Origin of the sequence: Pseudomonas corrugata (assembly GCF_050920615.1) — a bacterium.
In the GTDB taxonomy this organism is placed as follows: Bacteria; Pseudomonadota; Gammaproteobacteria; order Pseudomonadales; family Pseudomonadaceae; genus Aquipseudomonas; species Aquipseudomonas corrugata.
In genome coordinates this window covers 888,252-905,193 of record NZ_CP130434.1, presented here as the reverse complement: position 1 = coordinate 905,193, position 16,942 = coordinate 888,252, and the positions used below count along the sequence as shown (strand labels likewise).

Below are 16,942 nucleotides of genomic sequence, written 5' to 3'. Positions count from 1 at the left end.
CACAGCGACTACATAACAAACACATTTGCCAAGCGGAGCGCTTTTCGATGAGCCAACCGAAACCGAATTTCTACAACCTGGCCTGGCGCTGGCATTTCTATGCCGGGCTGTTCGTCGCGCCGTTCATGGTGATGCTGGCCTTGACCGGCATCATTTACCTGTTCAAACCGCAACTCGATCCACTGATGTACGGCAGCCTGCTGAACGTACCGGCCGGTCATCACACGATGGCCGCGGACGACTTGCTCCAGAAGGTTCGCCAGGCCTACCCCGAAGCGCGGGTCAAACAGTACCTGCCACCGGCAGACGCCGAGCGCAGCGCGCAGTTCGTGGTGATCGACAAGGGTCGGGAGCTGAACGTCTTCATCGATCCCTATCACGGTGACGTCCTCGGCGAACAGGACGCCAAGAACAACTTGCAAGCCATGGCCAGGGCGATCCACGGCGAACTGCTGATCGGCACCGTCGGTGATCGGCTGGTGGAAATGGCCGCCGGCTGGGGCGTGGTACTGGTGGTGTCGGGGCTGTACCTGTGGTGGCCTCGCGGGCAATCCTCGGCCGGGGTCCTGTGGCCGCGCTGGAGCGTTCGCGGTCGGCTGTTCTGGCGCGATTTGCATGTGGTCATCGGCTTCTGGGGCGCGGCGTTGCTGCTGGTGATGCTGCTCAGCGGCATGACCTGGACCGGCTTCTGGGGCAAACAATACGCCGAGCTCTGGAATCGCTTCCCGGCCGCAATGTGGAACGACGTGCCCAAGTCCGACGTCGACGCCGGCAGCCTCAACAGTGCCCACCGCCAGACCGTGCCCTGGGCCATGGAGAATACGCCGATGCCGATGTCCGGCGATCACGCCGAGCACATGGCCCACGGTGGCATGCATGAGGGCCCGGCAGCGCCGACCATCAGCCTGCAAGCGGTGCAGGACATCGCCGCCGGACACAAGGTCACGCCGGGCTACAGCATCACCCTGCCGACCACCGCCACGGGGGTTTTCACCATCGCCGTGTTCGCCGACGATCCACGCAATGACGCCACCCTCCACGTGGACCAGTACACCGGCAAGGTCCTGGCCGATGTGCGCTGGGCCGATTACAGCGTCGTCGCCCGCGCTACCGAAACCGGCGTCATGTTGCACGAAGGCAAGATGTTCGGCCCGGCGAATCAGATCATCGTGCTGCTGATCTGCCTGATGATCCTTCTCAGCGCTGTGAGCGGCGTGGTGATCTGGTGGAAGCGCCGGCCACAAGGCAGGCTCGGTGTACCGCCCATGCGTCACGACCTGCCGACGTGGAAGACCGGGGTCTTCATCATGCTGATCCTGGCGGTGGTGTTTCCGTTGGTGGGGGCGTCGCTGGCGGTGGTATGGATGATCGACCGCCTGTTGATTTCGCGCAGGGCCCAAGGCATTCGCGGCGATGCAATGTCCTGAGTAATGGGGCGACTGGGTCGCGAGGCTTCGACGGTCAAGGTCGGAACAGATCGCCACAGGACTGCGACTGGAGGACGCCATTGCAGACGTGAAAATGTTTCACGTCGTCAACACTGGCGTCTTCGATCTCGTTGGGCGTGCCTCCGCCGTAGGCATTCCTGCAGGTCACCGTGATCCGGCACCGCCCGTTGCCCTGAGGCTCGCTCATCGCCCGGGGCGGGCGTCCGGCGTCCATCGCACTCACCGTTGCCTTGCAACTGGAGCTGATCGGGTTATCCCTCCATGCCTGCTCACAGGCAGGCCCGGAAGCGCCGGCCAAGCGAATGGCAATACACCCAAAGACCAGTGCGCCAATAGAAGTCACAAGCTGGGTCGTGGTCATTGAGTTTCTTCCCTTTAGTGGGAACAAGCAGGCTAACCTGCGTCGCCCCCTGGGGCTACTGTCAGGTCTGACAGGTCTGCGTCCATTCGGTTGGCTTGCCTGGGGAGTTGTTGGACACACCGGCCTGAGGAGGTTTCATTTTCATGCTGAAGACAGTGCGTTAACGGAAGGCGGCGCGAAACCTCTACAATCGCGCCCGCTGCCGAACTGTAGACATAACCCACAGGGATTGTGTCTTAACCCGATCATTTGAGTACACGCATGACCTCGCTGACCCTCTCCCACCTCGCCTGGACACCCCTGGGCCACGGTCACTGCCATCACCAGTTCCAACTGCGTGACGCCTCGTTGCAGGTGGCGGCCAGGGAGTTCGTCGGGTTGATCGGGCCCAACGGCAGTGGCAAGACCAGCCTGCTGCGTTGCGCCTATCGGTTCAACCCGCCGGAGAGCGGTGAGGTGAAACTCGACCACCACAACGTCTGGCGTCAGTCATCGCGCTGGTGCGCACAACGTATCGCCGTGGTACTGCAGGAGTTTCCCGACGCCTTTGGCCTGACGGTCGAGGAAGTGGTCGCCATGGGCCGCACGCCCCACAAGGGCCTGTTCGATGGCGATAACCACGAGGACCGGCGCCTGGTCATCCAGGCCCTGGAAGCGGCAGGGCTGCAAGGTTTTGGCGAACATGCCTTCGCTACCCTCTCGGGCGGTGAAAAACAGCGGGTGATCCTGGCCCGCGCCCTGGCCCAGCAACCGCAACTGCTGATCCTCGACGAGCCGACCAATCACCTCGACCCGCGCTATCAACTCGAATTGCTGCAACTGATCAAGCGCCTGGGGATCGGTACCCTCGCCAGCATCCACGACCTGAACCTGGCGGCCGCCTTCTGTGACCGGCTCTACGTCATCGAACACGGCCGCATCGTCGCCAGTGGCACCCCCAAGGATGTGCTGACGGCCGCGCTGCTGCATGAAGTCTTCGGCGTCGAAGCCCTGGTGGATGAACATCCCCTCGCCGGCTACCCACGAATCACCTGGATAACCCAACCATGACCCTGCGTTCCTTGCCGCTCCTGCCGCTGCTGCTGTGCAGCGCCCACGCCCTGGCCGAAGCCACCCGCTATCCATTGACGATCCAGAGCTGCAACCGCCAGGTGGTGTTCAACGAAGCACCCCGGCATGCCGTCAGTCACGACATCAACATGACCCAGATGATGCTCGCCCTCGGGCTCAAATCGCGCATGGTCGGCTACAGCGGCATCAGCGGCTGGAAATCGGTGACGCCGGAGATGGCGAAGATTCTCGATGGACTGCCGGAACTGGCGGCCAAATACCCTTCGGTGGAAACCCTGCTCAACGCCAACGTGGACTTCTTCTTCGCCGGCTGGGACTACGGCATGCGGGTGGGCGGTGACCTGACGCCACAGACCCTGCAACCGCTGGGTATCCCTGTTTACGAACTGACTGAATCCTGCGCGTTCGTGATGAAACGCCCAGCGGCTTCGCTGGAGGACACCTACAACGACCTGCGCAATCTCGGGAAGATTTTCGACGTCCAGGACCGCGCCAATGCACTGATCGCCACGATGCAGGCCCAGGTGACCGAAGTCCGCAAACACCTGCCGGCCGATCGACCCCGGGTGTTCCTCTATGACAGCGGTGAAGACCGGGCCATGACTTCCGGTCGGCTGGGCATGCCCCAAGCCCTGATCGACGCGGCGGGCGGGCGCAACATCCTGGATGACGTGGAGACCAGCTGGACCCGGGTGAACTGGGAAAACGTGGTTGAGCGCAACCCGGAGGTCATCGTGATCGTCGATTACGGCGAAGTCAGCGCCGAGCAGAAACAGCAGTTCCTGCTGGACAACCCGGCCTTGCAATCGGTGGATGCGATCAGAGACCGGCGCTTCATCGTGATTCCCTACGTCCAGGCCACGCCAGGTATCGATAATGTGGTGGCGGTACAGACCCTGGCGAAGGGTTTTCACGACCGATGAACCCTCGTCGCTATGCCGGACTGCTGGCCTTCCTCGGTGCGCTGATGCTGATCTCGTGCGTGGTGTCCCTGGGCTTCGGGCCGGCGCGGGTGCCAGTGGCCGTGGTCTGGGACATTCTGCTGAACAAGGCCTTCGGCATGGGGGAGGTCTATTGGACGCCCGGCCAGGAACACATCGTCTGGCTGATCCGCGTGCCGCGCCTGCTGCTCGGGGCGCTGGTAGGCGCGGGGCTGGCGCTGATCGGCGCAGTGCTGCAAGCGGTCACCCGCAATCCGCTGGCCGATCCGCACCTGCTCGGAGTCACCTCGGGCGCGACCCTCGGGGCGGTCATCGTGGTGCTGCATGTCGGTGAGATCATCGGCCTGCTGACCCTGCCCCTCGCCGCGTTCATCGGCGCGTTGCTGAGCATGCTGCTGGTGCTGGCGATTGCCAGCCGCCAGGGTCGCCTGGAAAGTGATCGTCTGTTGCTGTGCGGCGTGGCGGTGTCATTCGTGATGATGGCGGCGGCCAACCTGCTGCTGTTCCTGGGTGACCATCGCGCCAGCTCCGCAGTGATGTTCTGGATGCTCGGCGGCCTGGGCCTGGCGCGCTGGGAACTGCTGGCAGTACCCGCCGCCAGTGTCCTGCTGGGACTGGTCCTGCTGCTGGGCATGGCTCGACCGCTGAACGCCCTGATGGCGGGCGAACAGACCGCCGTGACCCTGGGCCTGAACGCGGCGAAGGTGCGGCTGTGGATCTTCCTGATCGCGTCGCTGATGACCGGCGTGCTGGTGTCCATCAGCGGTTCGATCGGTTTCGTCGGGCTGATGGTGCCGCACATCGCCCGGCGCCTGGTGGGCGCCGAGCATCGTCGCTTGCTGCCGGCATGCGTACTGCTGGGCAGCCTGTTCCTGGTGTGGGTGGACGTGGCCGCCCGAACCCTGATCGCACCGGAGGACCTGCCGATTGGCGTGGCGACGGCAGCCATTGGCGGGCTGTTTTTCATCGGCCTGATGCGCCGGCGCTGAGCCCCCGAATCCTCTGTCCACAGTAGCCTCCTTGTGGGAGCGAGCCTGCTCGCGATAGCGGTGGATCAGTCCCATCGTCTCTGGCTGACCCACCGCTATCGCGAGCAGGCTCGCTCCCACATCAAGGCATTCGAGGCCTGCGATTTCTGCGCACCGATGTGGCGCATCTGATCGCACCAGCGCACAAGCGACGGTCGCTCGTGGTGCGTCACCCCGTCGTCCCCAGCGCGCCGCCCCCCACATTTCCCGGCCTTTCCACGACCGGGCACACCCCTTGCAAAAGCTCTTTTCAGCGTCTGCATCTGCCCTCGAAAAAAACACCAATTCACGGAGATCGCACCATGAAACGTCGTAGCTTGATCAAGGCTTTTACACTCTCGGCCAGCATTGCCGCGATGGGCATGGCCTGGACTGTCCAGGCTGCCGAAACCATTAAGGTCGGCATCCTGCATTCGCTGTCCGGGACCATGGCGATTTCCGAGACGTCCCTCAAGGACATGGCGCTGATGACCATCGACGAAATCAATGCCAAGGGCGGAGTGAACGGCAAGCAGCTCGAAGCGGTGGTCGTGGACCCGGCCTCGAACTGGCCACTGTTTGCGGAAAAAGGCCGGCAGTTGCTGACCCAGGACAAGGTCGCCGTGGTGTTCGGCTGCTGGACGTCGGTGTCGCGCAAATCGGTGCTGCCGGTGTTCGAAGAACTCAACGGCCTGCTGTTCTATCCGGTGCAATACGAAGGCGAAGAGATGTCGCCGAACGTGTTCTACACCGGCGCCGCACCGAACCAGCAGGCGATTCCGGCGGTGGAATACCTGATGAGCGAAGAAGGCGGCAGCGCCAAGCGCTATTTCCTGCTGGGCACCGACTACGTCTACCCGCGCACCACCAACAAGATCCTGCGGGCGTTCCTGCATTCCAAAGGTGTGGCGGACAAGGACATCGAAGAGGTCTATACCCCGTTCGGCCATAGCGACTACCAGACCATCGTGGCGAGCATCAAGAAGTTCTCGGCCGGCGGCAAGACTGCGGTCATCTCCACGGTCAACGGCGACTCCAACGTGCCGTTCTACAAGGAACTGGCCAACCAGGGCCTGAAAGCCACCGACGTACCGGTGGTGGCATTCTCGGTAGGCGAAGAAGAACTGCGCGGCATCGACACCAAACCGCTGGTGGGCAACCTGGCGGCATGGAACTACTTCGAATCGGTGGATAACCCGGCGAACAAGAAATTCGTCGATGCCTGGAAAGCCTACGCCAAGGCCAAGAACCTGCCGGGCGCCGACAAGGCCGTTACCAACGACCCGATGGAAGCCACCTACGTCGGTATCCACATGTGGGCCCAAGCGGCAGAAAAGGCCAAGTCCACCGACGTCGACAAGGTCCGCGAAGCCCTCGCCGGCCAGACCTTCGCCGCGCCGTCGGGCTACACCCTGACCATGGACAAGACCAACCACCACCTGCACAAGCCGGTGATGATCGGCGAGATCCAGGCCGATGGCCAGTTCAACGTGGTCTGGCAGACCGAGGGGCCGGTCCGTGCCCAGCCGTGGAGTCCGTTCATCGCCGGCAACGACAAGAAGCCCGACTATGCGGTGAAGGGTAACTGAGCCCATGGGTGTCGGCCCCGGATTCCGGGACCGACACACGACTCCTGTGGGAGCGAGCCTGCTCGCGATAGCGCTGGATCAGTCAGCGCAAACGTGACGGGTAGGCCGCTATCGCGAGCAGGCTCGCTCCCACAAAAAGCACTGCGCAAGGCCGAGCATATGCCCACCGCCCTTTACCGTCTGATTCTCGCCCTAGTGTTGTTACTGCCACTGGGCGCCCACGCGGGCGACGCCGAAGACTTCGTCGCCGCCAACCCGACCCTGCAGGCCAAACTGCTGCAAACCTGGGCCGCGCAGCCCGAGCCCGCGCGTGTCGAACTGCTCAACGCCTTGCAGCAAGGCCAGTTGACCGTCGACGGCCAGCCCAAGACCCTGCGCTTGAACAACCGCTTGCGTGGGCTGATCGAAACTGCGCTCGCCAGTCATCAACTGCTTGCCAGCGATCCCGGCATGCGCCTGGGTGCAGCGCAGCAGTTGCAAAGAAGCGCGCGTCCGGCGCAACTGGCTTTTCTCGACCGGCAACTGGCTGGCGAGCAAGACGAAGATGTCCACGCTGCCCTGAGCCTGGCCCTGGCAAACCTGCAACTGGTGGACGCCAATCCAAGCGTGCGCCTGGCGGCCGTCCGGTTGCTGGGGGAAACCGGCGACCCGCTGGCTCGTACCCGTCTCGAAGGCATGCTCGAACCAGGCGCCGAACCCGATACGGGCGTACGCACCGCCGCCGAAACCAGTCTCGCCCAAGTCAAACGCAAATTGCTGGTGGGCGAGTTGTTGGGCCAGGCGTTCAGTGGCATGTCCCTGGGCTCGATCCTGCTGCTCGCGGCCCTTGGCCTGGCCATCACCTTCGGCCTGCTGGGGGTGATCAACATGGCCCACGGCGAGATGCTGATGCTCGGCGCCTATTCCACCTACGTCGTGCAGATGCTGTTCCAGCGCTTCGCGCCGAATGCCATCGAGTTCTACCCGCTGATCGCCCTGCCGGTGGCATTCTTCATTACCGCCGCCATCGGCATGGCCCTGGAGCGCACGGTGATCCGTCATCTCTATGGGCGCCCGCTGGAAACCCTGCTCGCCACCTGGGGTATCAGCCTGATGCTGATCCAACTGGTGCGCCTGGTGTTCGGCGCGCAGAACGTCGAAGTGGCCAACCCGGCCTGGCTGTCGGGTGGGATCCAGGTGCTGCCGAATCTGGTGCTGCCGTACAACCGCATCGTCATCATCGCCTTCGCACTGTTCGTGGTGCTGCTGACCTGGTTGTTGCTGAACAAGACCCGTCTGGGCCTGAACGTGCGCGCCGTGACCCAGAACCGCAACATGGCGGCCTGCTGCGGGGTGCCCACCGGGCGCGTGGACATGCTCGCATTCGGCCTCGGCTCAGGCATCGCCGGGCTGGGCGGCGTGGCCCTGAGCCAGATCGGCAACGTCGGCCCGGACCTGGGCCAGAGCTACATCATCGATTCGTTTCTGGTGGTAGTGCTTGGCGGCGTCGGTCAGTTGGCCGGTAGCGTATCCGCCGCGTTCGGCCTGGGCATTGCCAACAAGATTCTCGAACCGCAGATAGGCGCCGTGCTCGGCAAGATCCTCATCCTCGCGCTGATCATTCTGTTCATCCAGAAGCGTCCGCAAGGCCTCTTCGCGCTCAAAGGACGGGTAATCGACTGATGAACCAGCCCCTGATGCTCACGGCCACGCAAAAGGCCGGGCCTAAAGTCACCCTCGCCGTCGGCGTGCTGATCCTGGCCGTACTGCTGAGCCTGCCAGTGCTGTCGTTGCTGGCGGCGGACCATCCACTGCACGTCTCGGCCTATACCTTGACCTTGGTGGGCAAGATTCTCTGCTATGCCATCGTTGCCCTTGCGCTGGACCTGGTCTGGGGTTACGCCGGTTTGCTGTCCCTGGGCCACGGCCTGTTCTTCGCCCTGGGCGGCTACGCCATGGGCATGTACCTGATGCGCCAGGCGGCCGGTGATGGTTTGCCGGCGTTCATGACATTCCTGTCGTGGACCGAATTGCCCTGGTACTGGAGCGGCACCGACAGTTTCCTCTGGGCCTTGTGCCTGGTGGTCCTGGCGCCAGGGCTGTTGGCATTGATGTTCGGTTTCTTCGCCTTTCGCTCGCGGATCAAGGGTGTGTATTTCTCGATCATGACCCAGGCCCTGACATTCGCCGCAATGCTGCTGTTTTTCCGCAACGAAACCGGTTTCGGCGGCAACAACGGTTTCACCAACTTCCGCTCGATCCTGGGCTTCGGCATCACTGAACCCGGCACCCGCGCCGTGCTGTTCCTGCTCACCGTGCTGTTGCTGGTGACGAGCCTGTTCATCGGCTGGCGGCTGGCGCGCAGCAAGTTCGGCCGGGTGCTGACCGCTCTGCGGGACGCGGAGAACCGTCTGATGTTCTGCGGCTACGATCCACGGGGCTTCAAGCTGTTCGTCTGGGTATTGAGCGCGGTCCTGTGCGGGCTGGCCGGGGCGTTGTATGTGCCTCAGGTGGGCATCATCAACCCCAGCGAGATGTCGCCGACCAACTCCATCGAGGCTGCCGTCTGGGTAGCGCTCGGCGGACGCGGCACCCTGATCGGCCCCCTGCTGGGCGCCGGCGTGGTCAACGGCATGAAGAGCTGGTTCACCGTGGCTTTCCCGGAATACTGGCTGTTTTTCCTGGGCGCGCTGTTCATCGTGGTGACCTTGTACCTGCCCAAGGGCGTGGTGGGTCTGCTGAAGAAACGAGGCGAACAATGAGAATCACAGCGAGTGCCGAATTCATGCTCGAGCCGGCTTTTTTCCCCACCGAACCCAACAAGGACGCCGGCAGCAGCCGCGACGCCATAGGCCTCGGCCGGGCTGCCGGCGCTGGCCTGAATACCCGTCATGGCACGATTCTGACCCTGGAAGACATCAGCGTCAGCTTCGACGGCTTCAAGGCCCTGAACGATCTGAACCTGTACATCGGTGTCGGCGAGCTGCGTTGCATCATCGGCCCCAACGGCGCGGGCAAGACCACGCTGATGGACGTGATCACCGGCAAGACCCGCCCCAGCCACGGCAAGGCCTGGTTCGGCGAGACCCTCGACCTGACCGGCATGAGCGAAGTGCAGATCGCCCAGGCCGGCATCGGCCGCAAGTTCCAGAAGCCCACGGTGTTCGAAGCCCTGAGCGTGTTCGAGAACCTGGAACTGGCATTGAAAACCGACAAGTCGGTGTGGGCCAGCCTGCGGGCGAAACTGACCGGCGAGCAGCATGACCGCATCGGTGAAGTACTGGAGACCATCCGCCTCGTGCCATCGGTCAATCGCCCGGCCGGGCTGCTGTCCCACGGACAGAAGCAGTTCCTGGAGATCGGCATGCTGCTGGTCCAGGACCCGCAATTGCTGTTGCTCGACGAACCCGTGGCGGGCATGACCGACGCCGAAACCGACTTCACCGCCGAGCTGTTCAAATCCCTGGCGGGCAAGCATTCGCTGATGGTGGTGGAACATGACATGGGTTTCGTCGGCACCATCGCCGACCACGTCACCGTCCTGCATCAGGGCAGCGTGTTGGCCGAAGGGTCGCTGGAACAGGTCCAGGACAATGAGCGGGTGATCGAGGTGTACCTCGGTCGGTAGAGCTGTGAACACATTACCTCTATGGAAGAGGGCCTGTGGGAGCAAAGTTTGCTCGCGACGAACGATAACGCGGTCTTCTGCTAGACCGAGGTGCTGCTATCGCGAGCAAGCTTTGCTCCCACAGAAAGCCATTGCTCCACAGAGGATCTGAGGGGAATTCAAACCATGCTGCAAGTCGACAAGCTCCACCAATACTACGGCGGTAGCCACATCCTGCGGGGCCTGTCGTTTGACGTTAAGGTCGGCGAAGTGACGTGCCTGCTGGGCCGTAACGGCGTGGGCAAGACCACCCTGCTCAAATGCCTGATGGGGCTGCTGCCGGCCAGGGAGGGAGCGGTGAATTGGGAGGGCCAGCCGATCACCACCTTCAAGCCGCACCAGCGGGTCCACGCAGGCATCGCCTATGTGCCCCAGGGGCGGGAGATTTTCGGGCGGCTGACCGTGGAGGAAAACCTGCTGATGGGCCTGTCGCGTTTTCCCGCTTCCGAGGCGCGGGAGGTGCCGGCGTTCATCTACGAATTGTTCCCGGTATTGCAGCAGATGAAACAGCGCCGTGGCGGTGACCTGTCCGGCGGCCAGCAACAGCAGCTCGCCATTGGCCGGGCGTTGGCCAGCCGTCCACGACTGCTGATCCTCGACGAGCCCACCGAAGGCATCCAGCCGTCGGTCATCAAGGAAATTGGCGCGGTCATCAAGAAACTCGCGGCCCGGGGCGACATGGCGATTTTGCTGGTGGAGCAGTTCTACGACTTCGCCGCCGAGCTGGCCGATCAGTACCTGGTGATGTCCCGGGGCGAGATCGTGCAGCAGGGGCGCGGAGAAAACATGGAAGCCGAAGGTGTGCGCGGGCTGGTTACCATCTAGTCTGTAGCGTCCGGACAATAATCAGAAATCATGAATCTACCTCTCTCTGCACCTGCCCTGTTCACGCCCTGCTGGCACGCCGAGCTGGAGTTGGCTTATGCCCGCTTCGGCGACAGCACGCGCCCGGTCCAGCGCCGCCATACAGGTCCGCTGCGGGTGCAAAAACATTTGTATGCCGAAGGGCCCGAGGTGTGCCAACACATCATCGTCCACCCGCCCGGGGGCATTGCTGGCGGTGACCGATTGGATATCTCGGCTCGCGTCGGTTCCGGCGCCTGGGCACAGTTGACCAGCCCCGGCGCCGCCAAGTGGTACCGCGCCACGGCGCCTGCCTATCAGCAACTGAGGCTGAGCGTCGCAGCCGGGGCAACACTGGAGTGGCTGCCCCAGGAAACCATTGTATTCAGCGCCGCCCAGGCCGAACTCGACACCTCCATTGATCTGCAGGGCGACGGGCGCCTGTTTTATTGGGACATGGTTGCCCTCGGCCGCCCCGCCAGCGGCGAGCGCTTCGACCTGGGACACTTTCAATCGCGGCTGGACATTCGCCGCGACGGGCAGTTGTTGTGGCATGAGCGCCAGCGCATCGTCGGTGGCGACGGTTTGCTGGACTCACCTATCGGGCTGGGCGGCGACCCGGTGTTTGCGACGCTGCTGGTGACCGGAGAGATCGACGGCGAACTGCTGGACCGGTGCCGATCCCTGGCCCACGCCGTGCGTGGCGACCTGACACAATTGCCTGGGCTGGTGGTGGCGCGGTGCCTGGCGAGCGAGGCCTTGCTGGCGCGGGGATGGCTGGTTGAGTTGTGGCGACTGCTGCGCCCGACGTTGCTGGGTCGAGAAGCCGTGCCACCGAGAATCTGGAGCACATGAATTGCTTTTCTGTGGGAGTAGTGAGTTCTGTGGGAGCAAAGCTTGCTCGCGATGCAGGCGCCTCGACACAGAAGAAGACCGCGTTATCGTTTATCGCGAGCAAGCTTTGCTCCCACGGGTTCCCATCCAAGGGTTGAGCTCAGCGCGAATTATTTATCTGCCTTTTATGGACTGCACATGGACCTGACCCCACGCGAAAAAGACAAGCTGCTGATCTTCACCGCCGGCCTCGTCGCCGAGCGACGGCTGGCCCGTGGTTTGAAACTCAATTACCCGGAGGCCATGGCCTACATTTCCGCGGCCCTGCTCGAAGGCGCCCGCGACGGCCAGACCGTGGCCGAGCTGATGCATTACGGCACCACCCTGCTGAGCCGCGAACAGGTGATGGAAGGCATCCCGGAAATGATCCCGGAGATCCAGGTCGAGGCAACCTTTCCCGACGGCACCAAGCTGGTCACCGTCCACCAGCCGATCGCCTGAGGAACGTGCCATGACGTATCGGATTCGTGACGCGCACCCGGCGGACCTGCCCGCCATCCGCGACATCTACAACGACGCCGTGCTCAACACCACGGCGATCTGGAACGAACAGGCCGTGGACCTGGGCAACCGCCAGGCCTGGTTCGATGCGCGGCAGGTCCAGGGCTACCCGGTGCTGGTGATCGTCGACGGCGAAGAACATGTACTCGGCTATGCTGCCTTCGGCGACTGGCGCCCCTTCGACGGCTTCCGGCACACCGTGGAGCATTCGGTGTACGTGCGCAGCGACCAGCGTGGCAATGGCCTCGGTCCACGGTTGATGACGGCGTTGATCGAGCGCGCAAAGGCGTGTGGCAAACACGTCATGGTCGCCGCCATCGAAAGCGGCAATGCGGCTTCGATTCGCTTGCACGAGCGGGCCGGTTTCGTCATCACCGGGCAGATGCCCCAGGTGGGGACCAAGTTCGGTCGCTGGCTGGACCTGACTTTCATGCAGTTGATCCTCAATCCAGGGGCGCCTGCACCTGTTTCCAACAAGGAGTGACATCAGATGAACGCCGCCCAGTTGCGTCGAGTCCACGCCGAAAGCTTTGCGCATTACCGCCAGGGCCTGATCGATCTGTTGCTCGACGCCGTGGGGTACGGCGCCAGTGTCGGATTCATGGCCGACCTCGATGGGGTCCAGGCCCGCGCCTACTTCGATGAAGTCCAGGCCAGTCTCAACCAGGGCAGCCTGTTGCTGTGGGTCGTGGTCAAGGACGAACAGGTGCAGGCCAGCGTCCAGCTCGCCCTCTGCCAGAAGCCCAACGGCCTGAACCGCGCCGAAGTGCAGAAACTGCTGGTCCGGGGCGAGGCCCGCCGGCGGGGCCTGGGCCAGCAGTTGATGAGTGCCCTGGAGCTCGGCGCCCGCCAGCACAAGCGTGGTCTGTTGTACCTCGACACCGAGGCCGGCTCCGAGGCCGAGGCGTTCTACCGCGCCATGGGCTACACCCGTGTCGGTGAACTGCCCGACTACTGCCAGAGCCCGGACGGGACGTACACCCCGACCGCCATCTACTACAAGCTTTTGGGACAACCGCAATGATTCCAGGCCAATACCAGGTCCAGCCCGGCGACATCGAACTCAACGTCGGTCGCCGCACCCTGAAACTGACCGTCGCCAACAGCGGTGACCGGCCGATCCAGGTCGGCTCGCACTATCACTTCTTCGAAACCAACGACGCCCTGACCTTCGACCGCGCCGCCAGCCGCGGCATGCGCCTGAACATCCCGGCCGGCACTGCCGTGCGCTTCGAGCCGGGGCAGAGCCGCGAGGTGGAACTGGTGGACCTGGCCGGGCATCGCCGGGTGTTCGGGTTTGCCGGGCGGGTCATGGGTGATCTGTAACCTGTGGGAGCAAGGCTTGCCCGCGATATAGGCGCCGCAGTGTCCTGTCAGGCCGCGGCATCGTTCATCGCCAGCAAGCGGTGCTCCCACAGGTTTAGCTTCATATTCCGACATTGAATTCCAAGGCAAGCACATGAAGATCTCGAGACAAGCCTACGCCGACATGTTCGGCCCCACCGTCGGTGACAAGGTCCGCCTGGCCGATACCGAGCTGTGGATCGAAGTGGAAAAGGATTTCACCACCTACGGTGAAGAAGTGAAGTTTGGCGGCGGCAAGGTGATTCGCGACGGCATGGGCCAGGGCCAGCTGCTGGCCGCGGAGGTGGTGGACACGTTGATCACCAACGCGCTGATCATCGACCACTGGGGCATCGTCAAGGCCGACGTCGGCCTCAAGGACGGGCGCATCGCGGCCATCGGCAAGGCCGGCAACCCGGACATCCAGCCCGATGTGACCATCGCCATCGGCGCCAGCACCGAAGTGATTGCCGGCGAAGGCATGATCCTCACGGCCGGCGGCGTCGACACCCACATCCACTTCATCTGTCCGCAGCAGATCGAAGAGGCCTTGATGAGCGGCGTCACCACCATGATCGGCGGCGGCACTGGCCCGGCGACCGGGACCAACGCCACCACCTGCACCTCCGGCCCATGGCACCTGGCGCGCATGCTCCAGGCCGCCGACGCTTTCCCGATGAACATCGGCCTCACCGGCAAGGGTAACGCAAGCCTGCCGGAGCCATTGATCGAGCAGGTCAAGGCCGGTGCAATCGGCCTGAAGCTGCACGAAGACTGGGGCACCACCCCGGCAGCCATCGACAACTGCCTGAACGTGGCCGACCAGTACGACGTGCAGGTGGCGATCCACACCGACACCCTCAACGAGTCCGGCTTCGTGGAAACCACCCTGGGCGCCTTCAAGGGGCGCACCATCCACACCTACCACACCGAAGGCGCCGGCGGCGGTCATGCGCCGGACATCATCAAGGCCTGTGGTTTCCCTAACGTGTTGCCCAGCTCCACCAATCCGACACGACCGTTCACCCGCAACACCATCGACGAACACCTGGACATGCTGATGGTCTGTCACCACCTGGACCCGAGCATCGCCGAAGACGTGGCGTTCGCCGAAAGCCGTATCCGCCGCGAAACCATCGCCGCCGAAGACATCCTCCATGACCTCGGAGCGTTCTCGATGATCAGCTCCGACAGCCAGGCCATGGGCCGCGTCGGCGAAGTCATCCTCCGCACCTGGCAGACGGCGGACAAAATGAAGAAACAGCGTGGCGCCCTGCCCGGCGACGGCGAAGGCAACGACAACTTCCGTATCAAGCGCTACATCGCCAAATACACCATCAACCCGGCGATCACCCATGGCATCAGCCATGAAGTGGGCTCAATCGAGGTGGGCAAGTGGGCTGACCTGGTGCTGTGGCGCCCGGCGTTCTTCGGCGTCAAGCCGACGCTGATTCTCAAAGGCGGAGCGATTGCCGCGAGCCTGATGGGCGACGCCAACGCCTCGATCCCGACACCGCAACCGGTGCACTACCGACCGATGTTCGCAAGCTTCGGCGGCTCGCGACATGCCACCAGCCTGACCTTCATCAGCCAGGCGGCCGCCGATGCCGGTCTGCCGGAACAGTTGGGCCTGAAGAAAAGAATCGCCGTGGTCAAGGGTTGCCGGAATGTGCAGAAAACCGACCTGATCCACAACGACTACCTGCCGGACATCGACGTCGATCCACAGACCTATCAGGTCAAGGCCGACGGCGTGTTGCTGTGGTGCGAGCCGGCCGAGTCGCTGCCGATGGCGCAGCGGTATTTTCTGTTTTGATTGAGTGGCGAAGAAACTCCGTGGGAGCATAGCTTGCTCGCGATACAAGCAGCTCAACATCAGGGAAACCGCGTTGTATTTATCGCGGGCAAGCCTTGCTCCCACACCAAGCCTTGCTCCAACACCAGGCCTTGCTCCCACACAAAGCCTGCTCCCTTCGCCCAATGAACTGCATCACTCCACCAACCGCCCCAACCGCTGCTTGAGCATGCGGTTCTCGGTGCGCAGTTGCTGCACCTCCTCCAACAGATCCAACGCCAGGGCGACGCCTTCCCATTCCAGCTCCAACTCGCGGCGCAGCTTGGCGGCACGACGGGCCAGGACCAGCTCGTAGTCGGTGAAACGCCAGTCCGTCGGGGCCGACCCGTGGGGTTCGAGGATGCCATGGGCGACGATTTCTATCACATGGACATCCTGCAACGCGGCGGCCTCGCAGAACTCCGTCAGGCTCAGTTCAATGATCGGGTTGCTCATGGTGTGCTTCTCCCAATACCTTGACAGGGCAGGGCTGGCAAAGGCCCCGCCGTCAGAAATTCTCCCGTGGATCAAACGCGGCTTTCTTCGCCAGCTCTGCCCACAAAGCCTTGACCGTTTCGTCGTTGGACTTGGGCATCACGGCCTTGAGCTGGATGAACAAGTAGCCGCGCTCACCGGCCTTGTTGCGCAGGCCATGACCCTTGGCACGCATGCGCTGGCCGTTCTGGCTGCCGGCCGGGACCTTGAGGTTGATCTTGCCGGTGAGGGTCGGGACGGCCACCTCGGTGCCCAGCGCCAACTCCCAGGGCGCCAGCGGCAGGGTGATGATCAGGTCCTGGCCTTCGACATCGAATTTGGGGTGCGGGGCAAAGCGAATGGTCAGGTACAAGTCGCCATTGGCCCCGCCACCAATACCCGGCGCGCCTTGGCCCTTGAGGCGGATCCGCTCGCCGTCGGTCACGCCTGACGGGATCTTCACGTTCAGGCTTTTGCTGGTGTTGCTGACGTGCTGGCCCGCCGCGTTGTACTGCGGCACCTGGAAGCTGACCTTTTTCGACTCATTCGACAGGGCTTCTTCCAGGAAAATCGGTAATTCCATTTCCACGTCCTGCCCCCGACGGCCGGCGCTGCGACCTGACTGTGCGCCCCCGAATCCTGGCCCGCGATTGCCGAAGATCGAACTGAAGAAGTCTGAAAAATCCCCGGTATCCTGCCCCCCGAAACCACCGCGGCTCTGCCAGCCCGGGGGGCCCTGGAACGGCTGGCCATGCTGGCCATATCGACGCAGATCGTCGTATTCGGCGCGTTTGTCGGCGCTTTTCAGCGCTTCATAGGCTTCGGAGACATCCTTGAATTTGGTCTCGGCGTCTTTTTCCTTGCTGACATCCGGGTGGTATTTGCGCGCGAGTTTGCGATAGGCAGCCTTGATCGTGCTGTCGTCAGCCGTTGGTTCCACACCCAGGATCTTGTAATAGTCTTTGAAGTCCATCTAAGCATCACCACCC

At 63.1% G+C, this 16,942-nt stretch carries 18 protein-coding genes; 15 read left to right on the top strand and 3 right to left on the bottom strand.

The window, feature by feature from the left end:
- Positions 1-47: 47 nt before the first annotated feature.
- Positions 48-1,427, top strand: a complete 1,380-nt coding sequence (locus QZH45_RS03940) for a PepSY-associated TM helix domain-containing protein (protein ID WP_055136088.1) — start codon at positions 48-50, stop codon at positions 1,425-1,427.
- 34 nt (positions 1,428-1,461) lie between these two features.
- Here the strand turns inward: QZH45_RS03940 and QZH45_RS03935 are convergent, their stop codons facing one another.
- Entirely contained in the window at positions 1,462-1,809 is a 348-nt protein-coding gene (locus QZH45_RS03935; protein WP_024779224.1) for a hypothetical protein, read from the bottom strand.
- A 261-nt stretch (positions 1,810-2,070) separates the two neighbouring features.
- On the opposite strand from QZH45_RS03935, the gene QZH45_RS03930 reads away from it, so the two are divergent.
- From QZH45_RS03930 to ureC, 14 genes are all read left to right on the top strand, one after another.
- Positions 2,071-2,859 carry an ABC transporter ATP-binding protein gene (locus QZH45_RS03930; RefSeq protein ID WP_055136089.1) on the top strand — a complete coding sequence of 263 codons (789 nt, stop codon included), beginning with the start codon at positions 2,071-2,073 and terminating at the stop codon, positions 2,857-2,859.
- A complete protein-coding gene (locus tag QZH45_RS03925; RefSeq protein ID WP_055136090.1) occupies positions 2,856-3,803 on the top strand; it encodes an ABC transporter substrate-binding protein in 948 nt (315 codons plus the stop codon). Before QZH45_RS03930 ends, QZH45_RS03925 begins: the two co-directional genes overlap by 4 nt.
- Positions 3,800-4,810 (top strand): FecCD family ABC transporter permease, encoded by a 1,011-nt coding sequence (locus tag QZH45_RS03920; RefSeq protein WP_024779221.1) that lies wholly within the window; start codon positions 3,800-3,802, stop codon positions 4,808-4,810. Before QZH45_RS03925 ends, QZH45_RS03920 begins: the two co-directional genes overlap by 4 nt.
- A 341-nt stretch (positions 4,811-5,151) precedes the next feature.
- Entirely contained in the window at positions 5,152-6,417 is a 1,266-nt protein-coding gene (urtA, locus tag QZH45_RS03915) for an urea ABC transporter substrate-binding protein (RefSeq protein ID WP_024779220.1), read from the top strand.
- Positions 6,418-6,576: 159 nt separating this feature from the next.
- Positions 6,577-8,079 carry an urea ABC transporter permease subunit UrtB gene (gene urtB / locus QZH45_RS03910; protein WP_069018393.1) on the top strand — a complete coding sequence of 501 codons (1,503 nt, stop codon included), beginning with the start codon at positions 6,577-6,579 and terminating at the stop codon, positions 8,077-8,079.
- Positions 8,079-9,158, top strand: coding sequence for an urea ABC transporter permease subunit UrtC (gene urtC, locus QZH45_RS03905; RefSeq protein ID WP_024779218.1), 1,080 nt, complete (start codon positions 8,079-8,081; stop codon positions 9,156-9,158). Before urtB ends, urtC begins: the two co-directional genes overlap by 1 nt.
- Positions 9,155-10,024, top strand: coding sequence for an urea ABC transporter ATP-binding protein UrtD (gene urtD, locus QZH45_RS03900; protein ID WP_053194216.1), 870 nt, complete (start codon positions 9,155-9,157; stop codon positions 10,022-10,024). Before urtC ends, urtD begins: the two co-directional genes overlap by 4 nt.
- A gap of 165 nt (positions 10,025-10,189) precedes the next feature.
- Positions 10,190-10,888, top strand: a complete 699-nt coding sequence (gene urtE, locus QZH45_RS03895) for an urea ABC transporter ATP-binding subunit UrtE (protein WP_024779216.1) — start codon at positions 10,190-10,192, stop codon at positions 10,886-10,888.
- Between the two features lie 30 nt (positions 10,889-10,918).
- Entirely contained in the window at positions 10,919-11,761 is an 843-nt protein-coding gene (locus tag QZH45_RS03890; protein ID WP_024779215.1) for an urease accessory protein UreD, read from the top strand.
- A gap of 177 nt (positions 11,762-11,938) precedes the next feature.
- Entirely contained in the window at positions 11,939-12,241 is a 303-nt protein-coding gene (gene ureA, locus QZH45_RS03885; protein WP_003197350.1) for an urease subunit gamma, read from the top strand.
- Between the two features lie 10 nt (positions 12,242-12,251).
- Positions 12,252-12,785, top strand: a complete 534-nt coding sequence (locus QZH45_RS03880) for a GNAT family N-acetyltransferase (RefSeq protein ID WP_024779214.1) — start codon at positions 12,252-12,254, stop codon at positions 12,783-12,785.
- A 6-nt stretch (positions 12,786-12,791) separates the two neighbouring features.
- Positions 12,792-13,325: a GNAT family N-acetyltransferase gene (locus QZH45_RS03875; RefSeq protein ID WP_053194222.1), complete on the top strand. Its 534-nt coding sequence runs from the start codon at positions 12,792-12,794 to the stop codon at positions 13,323-13,325.
- The gene (locus tag QZH45_RS03870; RefSeq protein WP_024779212.1) at positions 13,322-13,627 is read left to right on the top strand and encodes an urease subunit beta; all 306 of its coding nucleotides are present in this window, start codon (positions 13,322-13,324) and stop codon (positions 13,625-13,627) included. Before QZH45_RS03875 ends, QZH45_RS03870 begins: the two co-directional genes overlap by 4 nt.
- Positions 13,628-13,760: 133 nt before the next feature.
- Positions 13,761-15,461 (top strand): urease subunit alpha, encoded by a 1,701-nt coding sequence (ureC, locus tag QZH45_RS03865; RefSeq protein ID WP_024779211.1) that lies wholly within the window; start codon positions 13,761-13,763, stop codon positions 15,459-15,461.
- 174 nt (positions 15,462-15,635) lie between these two features.
- On the opposite strand, the gene QZH45_RS03860 is transcribed toward ureC, so the two are convergent.
- Together QZH45_RS03860 and QZH45_RS03855 are read right to left on the bottom strand one after the other, a co-directional pair.
- Positions 15,636-15,935, bottom strand: a complete 300-nt coding sequence (locus QZH45_RS03860) for a chaperone modulator CbpM (protein ID WP_024779210.1) — start codon at positions 15,933-15,935, stop codon at positions 15,636-15,638.
- Between the two features lie 52 nt (positions 15,936-15,987).
- Positions 15,988-16,926, bottom strand: a complete 939-nt coding sequence (locus QZH45_RS03855; RefSeq protein ID WP_024779209.1) for a DnaJ C-terminal domain-containing protein — start codon at positions 16,924-16,926, stop codon at positions 15,988-15,990.
- Between the last annotated feature and the right edge of the window lie 16 nt (positions 16,927-16,942).

What these genes read in the sequence shown, in the direction of transcription:
- QZH45_RS03940 (WP_055136088.1), top strand. Translation starts at nt 48, where the DNA reads ATGAGCCAACCGAAACCGAATTTCTACAACCTGGCCTGGCGCTGGCAT.
- QZH45_RS03935 (WP_024779224.1), bottom strand. Translation starts at nt 1,809, where the DNA reads ATGACCACGACCCAGCTTGTGACTTCTATTGGCGCACTGGTCTTTGGG.
- QZH45_RS03930 (WP_055136089.1), top strand. Translation starts at nt 2,071, where the DNA reads ATGACCTCGCTGACCCTCTCCCACCTCGCCTGGACACCCCTGGGCCAC.
- QZH45_RS03925 (WP_055136090.1), top strand. Translation starts at nt 2,856, where the DNA reads ATGACCCTGCGTTCCTTGCCGCTCCTGCCGCTGCTGCTGTGCAGCGCC.
- QZH45_RS03920 (WP_024779221.1), top strand. Translation starts at nt 3,800, where the DNA reads ATGAACCCTCGTCGCTATGCCGGACTGCTGGCCTTCCTCGGTGCGCTG.
- urtA (WP_024779220.1), top strand. Translation starts at nt 5,152, where the DNA reads ATGAAACGTCGTAGCTTGATCAAGGCTTTTACACTCTCGGCCAGCATT.
- urtB (WP_069018393.1), top strand. Translation starts at nt 6,577, where the DNA reads ATGCCCACCGCCCTTTACCGTCTGATTCTCGCCCTAGTGTTGTTACTG.
- urtC (WP_024779218.1), top strand. Translation starts at nt 8,079, where the DNA reads ATGAACCAGCCCCTGATGCTCACGGCCACGCAAAAGGCCGGGCCTAAA.
- urtD (WP_053194216.1), top strand. Translation starts at nt 9,155, where the DNA reads ATGAGAATCACAGCGAGTGCCGAATTCATGCTCGAGCCGGCTTTTTTC.
- urtE (WP_024779216.1), top strand. Translation starts at nt 10,190, where the DNA reads ATGCTGCAAGTCGACAAGCTCCACCAATACTACGGCGGTAGCCACATC.
- QZH45_RS03890 (WP_024779215.1), top strand. Translation starts at nt 10,919, where the DNA reads ATGAATCTACCTCTCTCTGCACCTGCCCTGTTCACGCCCTGCTGGCAC.
- ureA (WP_003197350.1), top strand. Translation starts at nt 11,939, where the DNA reads ATGGACCTGACCCCACGCGAAAAAGACAAGCTGCTGATCTTCACCGCC.
- QZH45_RS03880 (WP_024779214.1), top strand. Translation starts at nt 12,252, where the DNA reads ATGACGTATCGGATTCGTGACGCGCACCCGGCGGACCTGCCCGCCATC.
- QZH45_RS03875 (WP_053194222.1), top strand. Translation starts at nt 12,792, where the DNA reads ATGAACGCCGCCCAGTTGCGTCGAGTCCACGCCGAAAGCTTTGCGCAT.
- QZH45_RS03870 (WP_024779212.1), top strand. Translation starts at nt 13,322, where the DNA reads ATGATTCCAGGCCAATACCAGGTCCAGCCCGGCGACATCGAACTCAAC.
- ureC (WP_024779211.1), top strand. Translation starts at nt 13,761, where the DNA reads ATGAAGATCTCGAGACAAGCCTACGCCGACATGTTCGGCCCCACCGTC.
- QZH45_RS03860 (WP_024779210.1), bottom strand. Translation starts at nt 15,935, where the DNA reads ATGAGCAACCCGATCATTGAACTGAGCCTGACGGAGTTCTGCGAGGCC.
- QZH45_RS03855 (WP_024779209.1), bottom strand. Translation starts at nt 16,926, where the DNA reads ATGGACTTCAAAGACTATTACAAGATCCTGGGTGTGGAACCAACGGCT.